At 37.9% G+C, this 18,307-nt stretch carries 12 protein-coding genes; 3 read left to right on the top strand and 9 right to left on the bottom strand.

Features of this window, described 5'->3' with window-relative positions:
- Positions 1–6 precede the first annotated feature (6 nt).
- From NYQ66_RS19025 to NYQ66_RS19050, 6 genes are all read right to left on the bottom strand, one after another.
- Complete coding sequence (locus NYQ66_RS19025) at positions 7–741, bottom strand: LytR/AlgR family response regulator transcription factor (RefSeq protein ID WP_259871803.1); 735 nt, start codon at positions 739–741, stop codon at positions 7–9.
- Positions 742–756: 15 nt separating this feature from the next.
- Complete coding sequence (locus NYQ66_RS19030) at positions 757–2,532, bottom strand: LytS/YhcK type 5TM receptor domain-containing protein (RefSeq protein ID WP_259871804.1); 1,776 nt, start codon at positions 2,530–2,532, stop codon at positions 757–759.
- Between the two features lie 3 nt (positions 2,533–2,535).
- Positions 2,536–4,032, bottom strand: a complete 1,497-nt coding sequence (locus NYQ66_RS19035; protein ID WP_259871806.1) for a solute symporter family protein — start codon at positions 4,030–4,032, stop codon at positions 2,536–2,538.
- 11 nt (positions 4,033–4,043) lie between these two features.
- Positions 4,044–4,367, bottom strand: coding sequence for a DUF485 domain-containing protein (locus NYQ66_RS19040; protein ID WP_259871807.1), 324 nt, complete (start codon positions 4,365–4,367; stop codon positions 4,044–4,046).
- A gap of 569 nt (positions 4,368–4,936) precedes the next feature.
- Complete coding sequence (locus NYQ66_RS19045) at positions 4,937–6,232, bottom strand: ATP-binding protein (RefSeq protein ID WP_259871809.1); 1,296 nt, start codon at positions 6,230–6,232, stop codon at positions 4,937–4,939.
- Positions 6,233–6,684: 452 nt separating this feature from the next.
- Positions 6,685–9,258 carry a sugar-binding protein gene (locus tag NYQ66_RS19050; RefSeq protein WP_311202037.1) on the bottom strand — a complete coding sequence of 858 codons (2,574 nt, stop codon included), beginning with the start codon at positions 9,256–9,258 and terminating at the stop codon, positions 6,685–6,687.
- A gap of 1,223 nt (positions 9,259–10,481) precedes the next feature.
- On the opposite strand from NYQ66_RS19050, the gene NYQ66_RS19055 reads away from it, so the two are divergent.
- Both NYQ66_RS19055 and NYQ66_RS19060 read left to right on the top strand, forming a co-directional pair.
- Positions 10,482–11,213, top strand: coding sequence for a YqcI/YcgG family protein (locus NYQ66_RS19055; RefSeq protein WP_259871811.1), 732 nt, complete (start codon positions 10,482–10,484; stop codon positions 11,211–11,213).
- A 260-nt stretch (positions 11,214–11,473) separates the two neighbouring features.
- Positions 11,474–12,919 (top strand): DEAD/DEAH box helicase, encoded by a 1,446-nt coding sequence (locus NYQ66_RS19060; protein WP_259871812.1) that lies wholly within the window; start codon positions 11,474–11,476, stop codon positions 12,917–12,919.
- A gap of 84 nt (positions 12,920–13,003) precedes the next feature.
- Here NYQ66_RS19060 and NYQ66_RS19065 read toward each other — a convergent pair whose 3' ends face one another.
- The gene (locus NYQ66_RS19065) at positions 13,004–13,360 is read right to left on the bottom strand and encodes a SpoIIAA family protein (protein WP_259871813.1); all 357 of its coding nucleotides are present in this window, start codon (positions 13,358–13,360) and stop codon (positions 13,004–13,006) included.
- A 289-nt stretch (positions 13,361–13,649) separates the two neighbouring features.
- Between NYQ66_RS19065 and NYQ66_RS19070 the strand changes: the two genes are divergently transcribed.
- Complete coding sequence (locus tag NYQ66_RS19070) at positions 13,650–13,850, top strand: ChaB family protein (RefSeq protein WP_259871815.1); 201 nt, start codon at positions 13,650–13,652, stop codon at positions 13,848–13,850.
- A gap of 114 nt (positions 13,851–13,964) precedes the next feature.
- Here NYQ66_RS19070 and NYQ66_RS19075 read toward each other — a convergent pair whose 3' ends face one another.
- Both NYQ66_RS19075 and NYQ66_RS19080 read right to left on the bottom strand, forming a co-directional pair.
- Positions 13,965–15,044, bottom strand: a complete 1,080-nt coding sequence (locus NYQ66_RS19075) for a LacI family DNA-binding transcriptional regulator (protein WP_259871816.1) — start codon at positions 15,042–15,044, stop codon at positions 13,965–13,967.
- 218 nt (positions 15,045–15,262) lie between these two features.
- Complete coding sequence (locus NYQ66_RS19080) at positions 15,263–18,013, bottom strand: carbohydrate binding domain-containing protein (protein WP_259871817.1); 2,751 nt, start codon at positions 18,011–18,013, stop codon at positions 15,263–15,265.
- Positions 18,014–18,307: the final 294 nt, after the last annotated feature.

Genomic DNA, 18,307 nt, shown 5'->3' on the forward strand with positions numbered 1-18,307 from the left:
TTATATTCACGTCTGATGAAGCGCTTCCATAAATCCCTTCCATGCTGTTCTACTTACAGGGATTTGCGACTTTTCGCTATCATTGATCACAAGATTATATGCGCCATTAAACCACGGCGTAATTTCCGTTACTGCATCCAAATTCACTAAATAACTACGATGTGGACGGTAAAAAGAGTAGCCTCGTAATTTTTCCTCTAATTCTTTTAGATTCATTTTTGTTTCAATGACTTCATTATCTAACTTATAGATTTTTAGAATTTTGCCCTCGCGTACTGCATATCCAATTTGCTTTGGATCTAGTATCCTCATCTTTTCTTCTACAGATATGACTAGCTTATCAAACTGCGGCGCACTAGATTCTTTCACACTTAACTCTGTTCGAACACGTTCCATTGCAACTTGAAACCTCGCTTTATCATATGGTTTTAATAAGTAGTCCGTTGCTTGGATATCAAATGCCTGTACACCGTAATTGTCGTATGCAGTCGTAAAAACAATCAGTGGTTTTGGTTCACGAAGACCTTTTCGAAGCAGTTGTGCAACTTCAATTCCATTGATCCCCGGCATATGTATATCTAGAAAGATGACATCTGGATGGATAGATTGATAGAGTTTTAATAGCTCTTCACCGTTATTAGCACTCTCGCACAATATTACGTCGTTTTCTTGTTGGAGTAGATAGGTTAATTCTTCTCTTGCTATCCGTTCGTCCTCTGCAATCATGACATGCATTTTCATTTCAAACGACCTCCATTATACTGTTTCACTTTCAGAAAAAGTTTCATCGTCATCGCATGAACCAATTGGTAGTGTAAAAGACACAACCCCACCATATTCATGATTCATAAATTGTAGTCCTGCTTGCTCTCCTAATAACCCTTTCATCCGTTCGTTAATATTGTACAAAGCAATCCCATTTCCGCCCTGTTCTGTTAAAGGTTCCTTTCCAATTTTTTGTAAAAGTTCTTCAGAAAAACCTTTACCGTTATCCTCTACTTCAACAAAAACACTTTTTGCTTCTTTTTTTATTTTCACTGTGATTTTTCCTATTTCCTTTTGGATGTCAATGCCATGCTGAATACTGTTTTCTACAAGTGGTTGTAAAGTTGCTGGAGGAATAAGCACGTCTTCGATGCCTGATTCTATATCTATTTCAACTATGATCTCGTCCGGGAACCGCGCTTTAACTATTTCCAAATAGGCATTTAAATGACTCACCTCTTTGTGTAATGGAATTAAAGACGCATTTGCAATTTTTAAATTAGCACGCATATATTGACTTAATTGAACGAGAATATGTCTAGCATATGCAGCATCTACTCGTAATAGGGAATGAATCAGATTAAATGTATTAAATAGAAAATGAGGGTTAATTTGTGCCTGAAGATTACGCATTTCTGCATCTTTTAAAAGTGCCTTCATCCTTTCCGCTTCTAATCCACTTATCTGGTTGGAAATAAGTGTACCAAGTCCCCTTGCCAAAGTCGTTTCAACTGTACGGATTTGTTGCGAATGGCGATAGTATAAGTTGATTAACCCAATAACTTCCCCCGATCGATAAATCGGGACCATGATCGCTGTTGTTAACGGACAGCTTTCAAAACGACATTGAATATCGTTTTTATTGTATGCAACTTGAATTTCTCCACCTTCAATCGCTTTATGAGACAGTTGCATTTTTAATCGATCCCCAGGACAGTGATGATCTCTTCCTAGTCCGACATGGGCCAATACATCTTGTCTGTCCGTTACGGAAATCGCATCGACATTTAATTCATCGTATAGTAATTGTGCTATCTCGTCTGCTTTATCTGAAAAGGAATCTTGCCTTAGTAATGGTAGCGTTTTTTCTGTAATCGACAACGCACGATTTGTCTCTATAGCGGCTTCACGTTCTGTTTCATTTAAAGCAATTCGAATCATCATCGTAATGATCGCCAATGCAACTGAATTCGTAATAACTAAAGGAATTCCAATCGTATTAACGATATCAACAGCTAACTTTTGATCAGGTAGAAAGATAAGAAACAGACTCATGTGCAGTACTGGAGGGAATATCCCAATAAATAAGGCTTTATTAGGTGCTATTACTCGCTCCTGTGAAAAAAATTGACCCGTCCAACCTGCAAGAAGTCCAGCTACAGGATTGATTAGACTATTCGCCAACCAACCAATATCACCAATGAAAAACACATAAATTGCAGCAATGATACCAGAGCCAAACCCAACAAATGGGCCACCAAGTAAACCTGCAATCATGACTACAACAAGACTAAAACCTACCATCATTTCATCCTGCTTCACATCTAGTATCCATGGTGCGAGACGCAGTCCTTCATCGTTCACTACTACACCGATATGTGTACCCATTATACTCAATAGCCCAAAAACTAATGCATGATAGATAGCCGTTTTCACGTTCATGTCACGGTCTAGCAAGGAACGAAAGCGAGGGATTCTTGTTAGCATAAATGTGATTAGAAGTAGTAAACCAATTCGCTCAAATAACGTAATCGTCAGCTCGAACATATGCTACCGTCCTCCGATTCCCGTATGGATTTGAACTTGTAGGTCTTCAAATTGCTTACTCTGATCCTTTTTTGTACACATCGCACCAATTATGGCACTAAAAAATCCCAATGGTATTGAGATGATGCCTGGGTTATATAGAGAAATTACATCATATCCTTCTGGTCCTAACAAGAATAATAATAATACAGCTATAAAACCTGTCGCGAGCCCTGTAATAGCGCCCACTTTATTAAAGCGCTTCCAATAGAAGGTAAGAATAAGTAACGGCATAATTGTGGAGGCTGCTGTAGCAAACATAAAGGAAACCAAAAAAGCAACATTGCTATCTTTCATACCTAGAGAAAGTAAGATAGACAATCCTCCCATAGCAATGGCTGCGATCCGAGCAACACGAAGCTGTTTTCCTTCACCTGCCTTACCTTTTTTAAAAATATGAAAATAGATATCGTGAGAAAAAGTAGATGTGGCAGCAAATACTAATCCAGTTACTACGGCAATGATTGTCGCAAAGGCTACAGCTGTTACAAACGCAACAAGAAAATCACCGCCTAGAACCTCTGCCAATAATAGAGAAGACATATTTCCACTAGGATCAATCGCAATTAACCGGTCCCATCCAACAAAGCCAATAGCTCCAATTCCTAGAATTAGCGTCATCAAATAGAAAACCCCAATAATCCAGCTTGCTGTCAACACGGATAAGCGTGCTCCTCTGACGTTGTTAACTGTAAACATTCGGATCAATATATGCGGTAATCCAGCTGTACCTAATACAAGTGCCAACATAAGTGACATACTTTCTAGAGGACTATCAAATAAATTTCCGGGAAAGAAGAACTGCTGCCCTAGTGGACTTTGCTCTACTGTTTGCCCGAGTAAAAGACCAATATCCCAATTCACTCTAGAAAAAAGAATAAGTAATAGTAATATCGTTCCAGACATAAGTAGTACTGTTTTTATAATTTGAACCCAAGATGTCGCAAACATTCCGCCAAACACAACATAAAGTGTCATTAATATACCAATAATCCATACTGCAACAGTATAATCAACACCTAGCAATATGTGAATTAATAGTCCTGATGCGACCAATTGAGGAATCATATAAAGTAATGATATTAAAATGGCACTAATCGCTACCGCTAATCGCATTTCGTCTCCTGGAAAACGTTGTGCAACTACATCACCTAACGTGTAGGTGCCTAGATTACGGACAGGTTCAGCAATTAAAAATAGTAAAATAACATAAGAAACTAAAAATCCTGTAGCATAAATGAACCCATCATAGCCGTGAAACGCGATCAAACCAGCTATCCCTAAGAAAGATGCGGAACTAATATAATCACCAGCAATTGCCATTCCATTTTGAAAACCCGTTAAACTTCCGGAAGCCACATAGAATTGGTGGGTGGTATTACTTCGTCCAGCAGCCCAATGTGTGATAATGAGTGTTCCAACGACGATCACTAGAAAGAAGATAAAATAAGTTAGGTTCATATTTTGCCTCCTCAGCTTTCTTTTTTTCTATTTATCAGATTTTTAATACTGTCATCTGTCTTATTTGCTCTTTTCCAATATATCCAACCCAGCAACCACGTGATTAAAAATAAAGAAAATGCATACACCCAAACAAAGACAAGATAGAAATTTCCTAATATAAGTGATAATTCATACTGAAAATACGTTATGAATAAAGGCAACAGCAAATATATAATTAGAAAACCAATGGTTGTCCAAATAATGAATCTATGTTTTTCTTGGATGATTTGGTGAAAAGCTTTTTCCTCTAATAGAGAAACCTCTTTACTTATTGAATCTTTTGCTTCTAACAATTGATCACCCACCCTCATCAGCACATTATATAACTTCTCTATTTTTTATGATTAGACTAATTTAATAGAAGCTTCTTTTATATTATATTCGTAATCCAAGACACAATTACCTTCTACTTAAAAGGATCTCTAATTCTCTCGTCATAGACGCATAGAATGATTTACAAAATAGCTCAGGGCTATATCTTACTAAAGCTGAACTTAATAGCCTACAAAAATACACAGCTCAATTAACATGTTAATTGAGCTGTGTATTTTGTTGAAACGGCTATACTATCTTGTTTTTGTACTTATCTTTATTTAACCAGTTATAATTGTGATGACTAAATCTATGTACCTCTCGCCCGCATTTTGGGTTGTCTTCCAAATCACTTTATAGCTAGCAATTAGCTTCTTAGCAGTTGCTATACCCTGCCAATCATTCTTGATTTACTTCCTAAACACAGGTAATCAATGCATTTACTGTCTATGGAAAATGTCCTTTGCCCTGTTCTATTCCGTTCAATTACAACATACCTGTTTTTCATGTCTCCTGTTACTAGGTCAGGCATAAGTGAATAACCTAGTTTTTACAATACAGATCGTTTATCTTGTTCGTTTTTAGGAGGTGAATCAAGTACAGCAAGAGGGATGCGGATATTAAAACTAGTTCCTTGGCTTATTTCACTCTTAACATTAAGTTTACCATTCATTGATTTAATTATATTTATGGCTACCATCATCCCAAGACCGGTCCCTTTTCTTCCTTTTGTAGTGAAATAAGGTTCTCCCAAGCGTGACAGTTGTTCTTTGGTCATACCCTCACCACTATCAGAAATCATTAACAAAAGATCATTATTAATTCTTTGGGTTTCTATTCTAAGCTTACCTGCGTTCGGCATAGCTTCAATGCAATTTTTTGTAATATTTAACAGGCATTGTTGAAAAAGTTGTTCCTCTCCCCTGATATAAAAATCCTCCACTTTTGTTTCCAATTCTACATTGTTCATGCTAGCAAGTGGATAAATAAGTTGGAGAGTACGTTGCACCGCTTCTTTTGTATTAAGTATTTTTTCATTTTCAGAATTAGGCTTGGCAAACAATAAATAATCACTAATTATTTCATCTGCCCTCTTCACTTCCAATAACGCTATTTTTAAATATTCTTTTCTTTTACTATGAGGTAAATCATCCTGAAGCATTAATTGTATAAATCCTTTTACAACAGTTAATGGATTTTTAACTTCATGTACAACAGAAGAAGCGAGATGACTGACTATTTCCATCTTCTCTGCTTTTAACAGCTGTTTTTTTATTAATATACTTTCATGAAAAAATTCATAAAGATATATTAATAAAGCAGTAGCGCATATTGTAATTATGATGTAGAAAAATGAAAAGAAAACACTGAAAGTTTGACCAAAAATGATCGTTGAGTTCACTAAAGCTATGATAGCAGCTGATAATGAAAGAGCAGTACCAATTAATACTTTTTTGTTTCTTGGCGATTTCATAAATCGATTAGACATTGTTATTAATAAGACAATAAATACCACTACGACAATTGGAGTGGCAGTTGCTCCTAATCCGCCAACGAAAAAGCGGAAGATCACCGTTACCCCACTTAATAGAAGGATAGATGGAATACCAGCATATAATCCTCCAATAGTTAGTGCAACTAACCGTAAATCAAAGATATAGCCGTCTATAACTGGTATAGGAAATAATATACAACTAATAATTGCTAATGATGTTGATATATTATATGTCCATAATCTTTTTCTATTTGAAAATTTATTAAAGTGTAATTCTAAAATAATTGGTGTGAAAAGTAAGAAAATAATTAAAAAAAGAAAATTTATTAATAGCTCTTGTATTCCATACATAAAAAATTCCGCCTGTTCATCGTTTGTATTTTTATAGGAATTACTTACACTTAAATATTATTCTATCAAAAGCTTTATAAGAAAGGTAATAGAATTCAAAATGTTTTCTTTCTAATTAGAGAATTCTAATAATTAGAGTTTTCGAACAGTGCCTGTGCACCACTCGTGAATTGTTGAATTTCGTCGAAAAGTGGTATATTAATAAATCGATATATATATACATTTTATGGATGGTGACTAGGAACTCGTAACTTACAAGATAGTTCTATCTTGATAGAATAGAAAACCTTCCCCACTAAAATTATAAGTAAGGAAGGTTTTTACTACATATCTTTAATTTAATTATGTTGTTGGTTTGCTTTTTACGAGACTTAATCCTATTACATACTTATCAAGAGCTGAACCTATTCATCCCTATTTCTTTTTGTGTAAAGCTAACCAGTCTATCAGTATTATGGAGATACTTGCTTCTTTTTACGTATTATAATAGCCGAAAGGGTTCCAACTATTAAAAGAGCCAATCCTATTATTAGCATATTATAGTAATTTGTAGCAGTGGCAGGAAGCTCATCTGAACTGTCAGGATCTGTTGGCTCTGGATCTGTTGGTTCTGGATCTGTTGGTTCTGGATCTGTTGGCTCTGGATCTGTCGGCTCTGGATCTGTTGGCTCTGGATCTGTCGGCTCTGGATCTGTTGGTTCTGGATCTGTTGGTTCTGGATCTGTTGGCTCTGGGTCTGTTGGTTCTGGATCTGTTGGTTCTGGATCTGTTGGCTCTGGGTCTGTTGGTTCTGGATCTGTTGGTTCTGGTTCTCCAACATCCTCGCCTTCTAAACTTTGCGCGAACATCCAATCAAATACATCTTCGTATCCGCTATCTAAAGTACCCGCGGTAGGTGCCATATCCCAATTTGTCTCATATACATTATTATAAAGAACCGCCGCTTCAACTTCATGCGCTATATAAGCTTGCAAGGGAGGGTTCTGTTCCGGATTCGGTCTCTGATTCGCCTGATCGAATTGATTATAGGGCCATACAAAGGATTCGTTGCTGTCAATTAGCGAAGCCCTCGCGTTGGTCATACTCGGTAAACTCTCGTCTATGAAGCCTTGGAGGTTAGTCTGGTATGACTCGCCGTCATACGCATTTACAAACATCCAATAAGCTAAGTCTGCGTGCGCTTCGTTGCTGTCCACCTCGGGAAACCCACGTACTGGAGACATAGGAGCGCCGGCCGCGAAAAATCCAGGGTATGCGTTAAGTAAGCTGTTCGTGTACATGCCGCCCCATGAGAAGCCCGCCACATAAATACGGTTCGGGTCTACCGCTCCGCTGGTAACCAAATCATCTATTACAGCTTTAACATTGGCTGCATCAGGAGTACTAATGCCATTATAGGAAATATTCAGTACATGGCTGGCATACTTGTCAGGGTTTTCACCCATTTTTTTCATCAGCGCGACCGCACCATTGGCGGATTTCATGGCCGCTTTTTGGTCTGTCTCAGGGCTTGTGCCGCCACGTCCCATCCCGTGGATGTAGACATACAGCGGTAATCCTTGTACTGTCTCACCATTTTCATTCGTATGAAGATAGAGCGAGCGATTGACCGAATTGTCCGTGTGTGTTGTAAACTTGTCAAGAATAGGGTTCACAACTTCTTTTTGTTCAAAAACCACATTCTCAAGCGATCTTCCTTCCGTCAGAGTGATATCTTCGTTTTGAACGACATCGTAAACCTGTAGCGTCGAGTTCATGTTTCCATCCAGCGTTGTAACGCCGCCGCTCTCCGTATAGAACTCAAGCTCGACTACAATATAACGACCGCTTTCCAATCCGTCCTGATAATCCAGCGAATTTGCTACCCCCAGATAACCACGAACATTTGGTTCATCATTGGTGTACACCCTTGTGATATTGCGAGGCCCTTCAAATGTCACCGCGTCGCCATCCAAGGTCGTGTTCCTTGCCGATACGGTAAACATCTCCGGTTTCAGTTCGGAATCTTTCACCGCATTGCCTTCGCCCAAGTCAATAATGACCGCCGTTGTGTACTCGCCTTTTGCGAAGTTGTCATTCCATACGATAAAGTCAAGCAACTCCGCATCCGGATTATTTTTGAATGTCGCGTGTATCTTATGGTCAGCGCTAACATTTTCAATGGTATAAGTATTCTCCTCCGTTACACTCACATCAACATCGTCTACCGTTACGGTATCTATAACCTGGCCTTGGTCGGGGGTAAACGTAAAGGTTATGTCTTCTCCCTCTTCTACTCTTTGGACATTGCCGGGCGCGTTCGGCAATATTGTGCCACCCGGTCCTGTTGTGGCGGTAATTGAGAATCTCTCGTCCACCTCGTCGGCGCCAATAAGCGTTAGCTTGTCTCTAAATGAAGCGTCGCTGCTAAACCCCGCATCTGGATCTCCGAAACTCGAGACGACCTCGTAACGGTCATTGCCCTCTGACGATGAGTTGTTGATATAAACTTCAAAAGTGAACGGGCCTTCCTCTAAGGTCAAGTTTCTTTTGGGTATTCTCACCTCCACGATATACCCAGTTTCCGTAAGATCGGTCCACGCCGCTCTGCCCTGGGCATTCTGTCCCGACCACAGACCCATAGCGCTGACACGCCACTGGTTAGATCCGCTGCTGCCTGGACCAACATAAAACTCCACGCTGTCGTACATGTGATCCGGACCATTCCCAACAAATACATCGCTGTCCTCTACGACTACACGAGCGTACAGATAGTCCTCGTCCCAAAGAATCCTGGTTGTGCCCGTAGCTTTGGGTCTGGGGTCATCGGGTACATTGCTTCGGTTAATGCTATGTTCCATTGTTTTCTCCCATAGCCGGTCGTTCGACCCAAGTTCAGGAGTCCCGTAAAGGGCTGTCGCTGTCTCGTCTGTCAATAAGCTTGGTCTGAGCTCAGATTCGGCAAAGCTGACAGACATCGGCACCAACATTGCCAAGCAACAGAGAAATGCGAGCATTGCGAGCATTCTTTTAACAGTCTTTGACATAGGTAAAACCTCCTCATTTTTTCGTTCTTTGGTTAATCAAAACTTAGCGTTGCTACTAAAAAAATACACAATGACCCTAATCATAGTAATTTATGTATTCTAAACCACCTCCCTTATATAATATTTTTTGTGAGGATTAGGTTGAATAATTTCCAGTTACAAACCTCAGATTTAATCGACACTTATCCGTAAATTAACTGGAAAATATATGCCTTTTTTTGACATATCAATAGTCTTATTCACTGCCAACTACAGTCAATTCGCTTCGCTCAGAGAGTCAGATGGAGACCGAACTCCAACTGACCATGGAAGCTAATTAAATCTGTCTTCATTTATGAGCGACGTTAGAGGTCAGCGTCTTCTGAAGACATTGATAAATTTTCAGCGGCTTTCCAGACCTGCCAATCCATTTGCTATTTAACTTTACTAATACACGTGTAACAATTGTCTTAGGCTATCGATGCGTTAGATATGAGCGGACTTGTTAGTTAGGGTTACGTATCACTGATGACGTTTCTGTTAAGGGTATAGACGGAGTTTATTTGCGCGACTAGTTGGATGTAAAGCTGACAACTGTAACAATGAAACCTGAAAAAATAGCCAGCATTACAGACATAAAATAATAAAATTTTCCTAATCTACTTGAAATAAAAGGGGTAACTGTTGGAGAATTGTGGGATAATCATCATCGGGAACTATTCGGAAATGAGCAGCAGCATCCATTTAATCCAGATTCTATACAACTAACAGAACCACGAACTAAAACTAGTATTTTTGCAATTTCAAAATGTCCATCTTGTAACATGAGTATCTTCTCCTGACGATTTATTTTCTTCTGTTGTATTCTGATTCCATTATATATGAATGCGCTTACAATATATATATTAATTCTTATTTTTTATACATATTCCTTAAAAAATCACACGCGATCAAACAATAGAATCTCTGTTAGAGTTTGCAGAAACATCCAATCGAAAGAAATTCCAGAGCCAGACCAGTTTCTACTGATCTAAGATTAGAACAAGTCTTGCACGCGGTGACAGTAACTCGAAATTTAATTTCTTATTCACTATTAGATAATGAGAACGTCTTATCTGTATAATAAAAAAAACTAGTAAAATATAAATTAGTGAATATAACTAGAATTAATAAGGGCTTCTATTTGTTTTTGGGTAGTCCTTTTCGGGTAACTATAGAGAAAGAATTGTGAAAGGAGAAATGACATGCAGGATACGAAAAAAATACTGTTAAAAAAGGATGATATGACAAACCCAGCCATTGTTCCTGAATGGGTCATACAAGAATACAACACCTTTCATCAAATCGTAACGAACAAAACATTCCCTTGTTATTTTGGTATGAAAGCCGAAAAAAAAGGTGAACTTCGTTATGCCTATATCACGCAAGAGGATTGGTCTAACCTACCAATGGCTGTTGAGGAATTTTTAAAGCTCTTTGAAGAACCACCCTACGTTCGTCATGGTCTTTTTGTCTTTGTAGAACCTGAAGAAGAGCAGGATGACCTTGAACATTACCGTAAAAAGTTTTGGGCTGTCTTACAACAATTACATAAAAACGATAAACAGAAATGGCCAGATGACAAACCTAAAGATCCAGATCATTACTTATGGGACTTTCATTTTGGCGGGGAACCAATCTTTGTATTTGGAAATGCACCCGCATACAAACAACGGAAAACTCGCGATCTAGGTAACAGCCTTATCCTTGGTTTTCAGCCACGGAAAATTTTTGAAGGACTTGAAGGAACAGAAAAAGGTGGCATTATGTCTCGTGAAAAGGTGAGAGAACGCGTAGAAAAATGGGATAACTTACCTAAACACCCGGATATTTCTCACTTTGGAGACCCTGATCACAATGAATGGAAGCAATTCTTCATTGGAGATGATGCCGAACCGATAAAGGGAAAGTGTCCATTTCATCATAAAGAGCAGTGAAGGGAAAACCTCACACATTCGCAAAGTGTGAGGATTCTTTTTCCTATTATGTGAACAGGAACTATGAAGAAAATCCTTTATCTTAGAAGAAAAGCAGTACAGCTAGTCAGCTTATTTCTGTTACATAAAATTATTTATAATAAAAACCCATATGTCCGACACTTTTCAAGTATAATAAAGCCTATTCAGATCATGCATATATATTTCTTGGAGAGAAATTCTATACATAAGACGAAAAAAACAAAAAACGAGGTTAATACATGAGTAAAAGAAGTTTTACGGATTATCCTATTAGCGAAGAAATAAAGAGAGCGTTGGCTGTGTTAAAATACGAAACGCCAACAGAAGTGCAAAGCGAAGTCATTCCATTAGCATTGGAAAAGAAAGATCTTGTCGTAAAAGCTCAAACAGGAAGTGGCAAAACTGCCGCCTTTGGTATACCAGTTTCCGACATGATTGAATGGGAGGAAAAGAAACCACAGGTTTTAATTCTTACCCCGACTAGGGAGCTTGCGGTTCAGGTTCGCGAAGATATTACGAATATCGGAAGGTTTAAACGGATTAAAGCAGTGGCTGTCTATGGAAAAGAACCTTTTTCTAAACAAAAGGATGAGTTGAAGCAAAAAACGCATGTAGTTGTTGGTACGCCTGGGCGAGTGATGGATCATATTGATCGAGAGACCCTCGCTTTGGACCAAATCAGGTATCTTATCATCGACGAAGCTGATGAAATGCTTAATAGAGGATTCATCGATGAAGTGGAAGCAATCATTCAAGAGCTACCTTCAGACCGAGTAACCATGGTTTTCTCAGCGACCTTGCCTAAAGATGTGGAAAGTCTTTGCCATAAATATATGAACGATCCTACTCCTATTGAGATTAAAGCAACTGGAGTAACATCCAATACCATTGATCATTTTTTAGTGGAAGCAAAAGAAGAACAAAAGATTTCACTTCTTCAAGACGTTACAGTAGTAGAAAACCCAGACAGCTGTCTCATTTTTTGCCGAACCAAAGAAAACGTGGATACTGTGTATAGTGAATTAAATAAAGCTGGATATTCATGCGAGAGGCTTCATGGGGGACTAGAACAAGAAGACCGTTTTGCTATAATGGAAGGTTTCAAGATGGGCAACTTCCGCTATCTAGTAGCCACAGATGTTGCAGCTAGAGGTATTGATATTGATAATGTAACACTTGTGATCAACTATGATGTTCCAATGGAAAAAGAGAGCTATGTACACCGAACCGGAAGAACCGGTCGTGCCGGAAATAAAGGTAAGGCCATTACGTTTGCGACACCTTATGAAGAAAAGTTCATGAAAGCAATTGAAAGATATATTGGCTTTGAGATACCCACTTTAGAGGCTCCTAACCATAAAGAAGTGACTCGCTCAAAAGCTGCTTTCGAAGAGAAACTTAATAGTAAGCGTATTGTAAGAAATAATAAAACTGCCCGGATTAATCAAGATATTATGAAGCTCCATTTCAGTGGTGGGAAAAAGAAGAAAATTCGTGCTGTTGATTTTGTTGGAACGATCGCAAAAATTCCTGGAGTCACAGCTGATGATATCGGTATTATAACCATCAAGGATCAAATGTCTTATGTTGATATTCTAAATGGAAAAGGTTCGTTAGTTATGCAAGCCATGGAGAATACAACAATTAAAGGAAAGAAGTTAAAAGTAAGCAAAGCAATAAAATAACCATATAAAATAAGACTAACTCCCCTTCATTATAAAAGAGGGGGAGTTAGTCTTATTAGAAATCAAAACTAATGTGGATCCATCCTATTCATGACTTGCCCATTCAAGGGCCTTGCCTCTCTCATTAACATCAAAATTTTCTACTTCTATATTTGGTATTTGATTAGTAAGTTTGCCTATAGCATTAACCCATTTCTTATCACTTATCACAGCAACCTTATTAAACTTATCCAAATGGTTTGCTTCAAATTTCAATTCTTCTATGAAGCCTTCAAAAGAGTATTCCATTTTGTTTACGGTAATCACTACATTAAAAACATCATATTCCTTTTCCTTTTGCTTAAAATAATTCTTAAATTCCTTTATGTCTTCCTCTGTTACCTTTCCTCCAATTTCCAATTCCATCACCTTAGGCATATCATTCGTCTTTATTGATAGCATGCTTATTCCTCCTTACATACTGGATTAGTAGCTTGCGAAGATAGCAGTCCGTATATTACTAAATTTAAACCAAATCAATAATCTGTAACTGCTCTACTTCTTGTTTACCGCAGTTTGATAGTTGTCAAACATCATTATCCTTATATCACATGTATTGGAGAGATCGTTAATACTAGAGAATATACAAAGTACGTTTAAACTTCGTGTAAAATGTTTAATAGTATAGTAATGAGATTAATAGAATTGACTTAATAAAACAAACAGGAGTTTATAATTAGGAGGAATGAAAATGCCATATAATTCTATTACTGACTTACCTGCACAGGTTTCAAAACCTCTTCCGAAACATGCAAAGGAAATATTTAAGGAAGCCTTCAACTCCGCAGAAGAGCAATATCAAAAGGAGGAAACTGCTTTCAAAGTAGCCTGGAGTGCTGTAAAAGAAAAATATTCTAAAAATGATAATGGTGAGTGGGTTAAGAAGGAATGAACTTCCCTTTTGTGAGAGATATCTAGTGAAGTAGAAGATAAGTAATCCTTAAAAATAAAGCCACTACCCGTAAATTATCGAAATCGACAATTTACGGATAGTGGCATATCATAATTATTTAGTCTTGTCTTCCCTATTCATTACTTTACAAGAATCCCTTATAACTAGAGTAGCATTTACCTTTTCTATAATTCCTCTTTGCTGTTCTTGCTCAATCGATTCAATGAGAAGCTTGGTTGCTCTTTTTGCTAGGTCGGTAAATGAGATATCGATTGTTGTAAGTGATGGATTTAGGTAAGAAGAAAAAAATGAGTTGTCAAATCCAATAATGGATATATCTTCCGGCACGCGTAACCCTAATTCACTAATTGCTTTATATGCACCAATTACCATCGTATCATTACTTACAAAAATAGCTGTTGGCGGATTTGGACCACTAAGTATATATTTTATACCTTCATATCCACTATTTTCTGTAAAATCACCATGGTAAGTAGCATCTTTCCTCATCTCTATTCCATGTTGCATTAGCGTTGCTTTATAGCCTGCTAACCTTTCTATTGCAGACAATTTATTAATGTTTCCAGTAATAATACCAATTGACGTATGTCCCAGTTCCAATAAGTAAGATACCGCTTTAACACTTCCCTCATAGTTATCTACATTAAGATAGATCGCATTGTGTTTTGTGTTATAAGCTTCACTCGTATCAATCATAGCAATGTAATGTTTTTGTTCAATGAGGTTAAATATAAGCTCGTTTTCAGCTTCTTGCGTCCCTACAAATATGGCTCCATCGATTAACTTTTGATAAAAAAGACTTTGAACCTTCTTTAAATCCTTTTTTGAATAGGCAATGGAGATGAGAACATAATAATCCATTTTATTCGCTTGGTCGCTAACTGCGTTAATAATTGGTGAGAAAAAAGGATTATCATGTATTAGATGATCCTCTGTTGCTTTTACATGATGAGGTTCTTCATCTTCTTTTATATCTAATAAGATGATTGCGATCATTTTATTTTTTACACCAGCTAATTTTCGTGCTGAAGCATTTGGAGCGTAATTGTGTTCTTCAATCGCTTTCCATACTTTGTCTCTTGTGGCTTGTGGTATATCTGGGTAATTATTGATAACTCTTGATATTGTGCTTCTAGATAGACCTAGAAGTTTAGCTAAGTCTTCACTACGCATAAAGTCTCCACCTAATCACTGATATTTATCCCATTATATCAGAATAAAATTGGTAATGTATTCCTCTTTTAAATTTATCTATCTCATATGAAAAGAGGCTGTCTTAAGATCATAGTGACCTTATGACAACCTCCCTCCACCAACTCTGAAATATAGTTTATGTTTCAGATTTTCCTTTAATGAGTTTGATTGAACTTGCTACTTAGCACTTTTCTCTATTACTCTGCTATTTTTCTTGTTCTTGCTCTAAAGTAAACAACTATACCAATTGCAAGAGCTAAGAAACCAATTAGTAAATAGTTATAGATGGATGTGGCTGTATCTGGTAATCTATCAGCGTCTTTTTCGCTTGGTTCTTTCTTGTCTCCATCTTCCTTATCTTCACCATTTTCATTATCAGGATCTTCCGTAACTGGCTCTTCGGTACTTGGATTTTCCGTAACTGGATCCTCAGTGCCTGGGTCTTCACCATCCGGGTCTTCCGTAACTGGCTCTCCAGCGCCTGGGTCTTCACCATCCGGATCTTCCGTAACTGGCTCTCCAGTGTCTGGATCCTCATTACCGGGTTCTTCCGTGCCTGGAGGATTTTCATTTTCCTCTTCTACCTTTTTAATGACAACATTGTCTATGAATACATCGTGTAATTCTGTTGGCGTTAATCCATCAGCATCATTCCCTAGAGCAAAACCAAACTTAGCTGCAGGGTCAGAAGCTTCTGTCATTTTGAATGTGTAAGTGTACGTTTCTAATTCCTCAGTTAATGATGCTGTTTGATCGAAGTAACCTGTCCAATTGTCATCTTCTTCCCCATTATGTTGGATTTGTACACGTAATGGACGATCAACAGTTGCTTTTGCATCAAATGAAACTTCATACGTAGCATCTTCATCCATATTGATTCCATGTTGAAATAATTGTATATTCCAATCGGCAGTTCCTATATCTGTAATAGCCGCTTTTGCTCGTCCCTCATCGTCTACCGTAAAGGTTGCTTTTCCAGGGTTATATGCTTCTGCTCTCCAACCAGCTAGTCCATCAAAAATGCCATTTTCAACAAGATTTCCTTCTACCTGCTCTAATGGCAACTTCTCTAAGAAGACGTTATCAAGGTAGACGTCACCATCATTACCGCCCATATTAAATTGCAACACTGCTTTATTATCAGTTGGAGCATCTACAGTAAAATCTAACGTATATTCTTCTGTAGTTGGAGTCAAACTTACTGTTTGTTCATGAATTACTTCAGACTCTGCGTTTGTCAGATTCACTTGAATATCTCTTTCTGCTTCTACACTTGCATCAAACGTTAGTTGATATTGTCTACCATTCTCTAAACGGAAGTCTTTCTGCGTTAACTGGACAGAATCAATAGCATTACCACCATCCGTTATTAATGCTTCAAATCTACGTTCATTTACTGCACTTCCTATATACTTAGATGCATCTGCCGTTTCATCTGTCTTGAATTCCCAATACCCCATTCTTTCAGGGCCCTGATCAAACGTACCATTATAGATGTAGTTTCCCGTTGGAAGTGGATCTCTTACTATTTCGGAAGGATCGACTGGTTCTGGATCAGCGATTTTTTCTAATCTAACACTATCAAATGAAATACTACTATCATTTAGACCCATGTTGAATTCATATCGGGCTTTCACATCGGTTGCATCTTCCATTGTAAATTCAAAGGAATAATCCTCCCAAGAAGAAGTAATGGTGAATGGATCTTGCGCAGCATAATCCTTCCAACTGCGATCTCCGTCTGCACCAATTTTTACTTTTAATGGCCTTTCTGTCTCTGCTTTTGCTTTAAAGGAGGCTTTATACGTAGCGCCTTTTTCAAGATGTATTGGGGATTGAAGTAACTGTACGCCGTGTTCCACATTCCCACCTGATTCAATTTGTACATCCATCACACCATTATTGACAGCAAGACTAGCATTAGCACCTCCAGCCTGTAAAAACGTCCAATAATCAGAATATGGAACGCCTTCTACACCATCAACGGCAGGATCATCCATGTCAAAGCTACCATTGTAAACATAGTTTCCATCTTCAAGAGGTGCTCTGCCTTGGTTTTCCTCTTCCTTGTCAGGCTTCGCGTGAACTGGGTATTCATCTTTCTCGTAAACTCTTACATAATCGACTGCCATTTGTTGTGGAAATACTGTTGTGTCATCTGGATTACCAGGCCATGAACCGCCAACAGAAATATTCATAATCAAGAAGAAGTCTTGATCAAATGGGGCAGGATAAGTATAGTCATCTGCGTTGTCATTATGTTTCGTGAACCAATCATTTGCAGTATGATATAACTCCCCATCGATAAACCATCTAATTTCTCCTGGTTCCCATTCTATACTGTACACATGGTAATCATCAGCAAATGTCTGTCCATCCGGTAGTTCATGCGTTCCTTGGATTTGTTGATGCGGTTCACCAAAGTGTACCGTTCCGTGGACCGTATCAGGTTCATGTCCTAACATTTCCATAATGTCAATTTCTCCACTCACCGGCCATGTTCCATAAAATGGCTCGTCCTCTGGCATCATCCAAATTGCTGGCCATATCCCTTGTCCTGTTGGCATTTTTGCTTTTACTTCCACTTTTCCATACGTCCATTTTTGCTTCCCTTGCGTTATTAGCTTAGCAGAAGAGTAGTTATAGGTTTGACCATCAGTTTCTGTGATATCCTCTTCTCTTGCTTCTAGAATAAGAGAGCCATCTTCAATAAAAGCGTTATTTTCTGTATAAGATTGTATTTCACCGTTCCATCTACCATTCGTAGGAACATCATAACTCCAGTTATCCATGTTTATTTCGCTACCATCAAATTCGTCAGACCAAACCAAATTCCAATCCTCTGAGCTATCATTCTCAACAGCTGATACACTGCTTATAAAGGTGAAATTAGAACTAATAAGCATAACTACTAGTAAAACTAAAACCATTCTTCTCCGTTTCATCATAACCCAACCTCCAAATAATTTATTTCGTGCATCGTGTTACAAAATATGATGAAGCATCCCCCCTCCAATGAAATAGATTTAAATAACATAGAACTTTTTCGTCTTGTACAATTCAGTTACTAACACGCGTTAGTAACGGGGTAAAAAAAATAACAATCCTGTTATTTAGTATGTGGATTACTTGTTTCATTGGAAGGAAAGCGTTTTCATTAATGATGTTATACTATTTTTAAAATTTTATCAATAATTTTCTGAAAATTATTGATTTTCTAAGCAACTCTTCTTCTTCTATAT

The organism is Aquibacillus koreensis (assembly GCF_025154055.1).
In the GTDB taxonomy this organism is placed as follows: domain Bacteria; phylum Bacillota; class Bacilli; order Bacillales; family Amphibacillaceae; genus Aquibacillus_C; species Aquibacillus_C koreensis.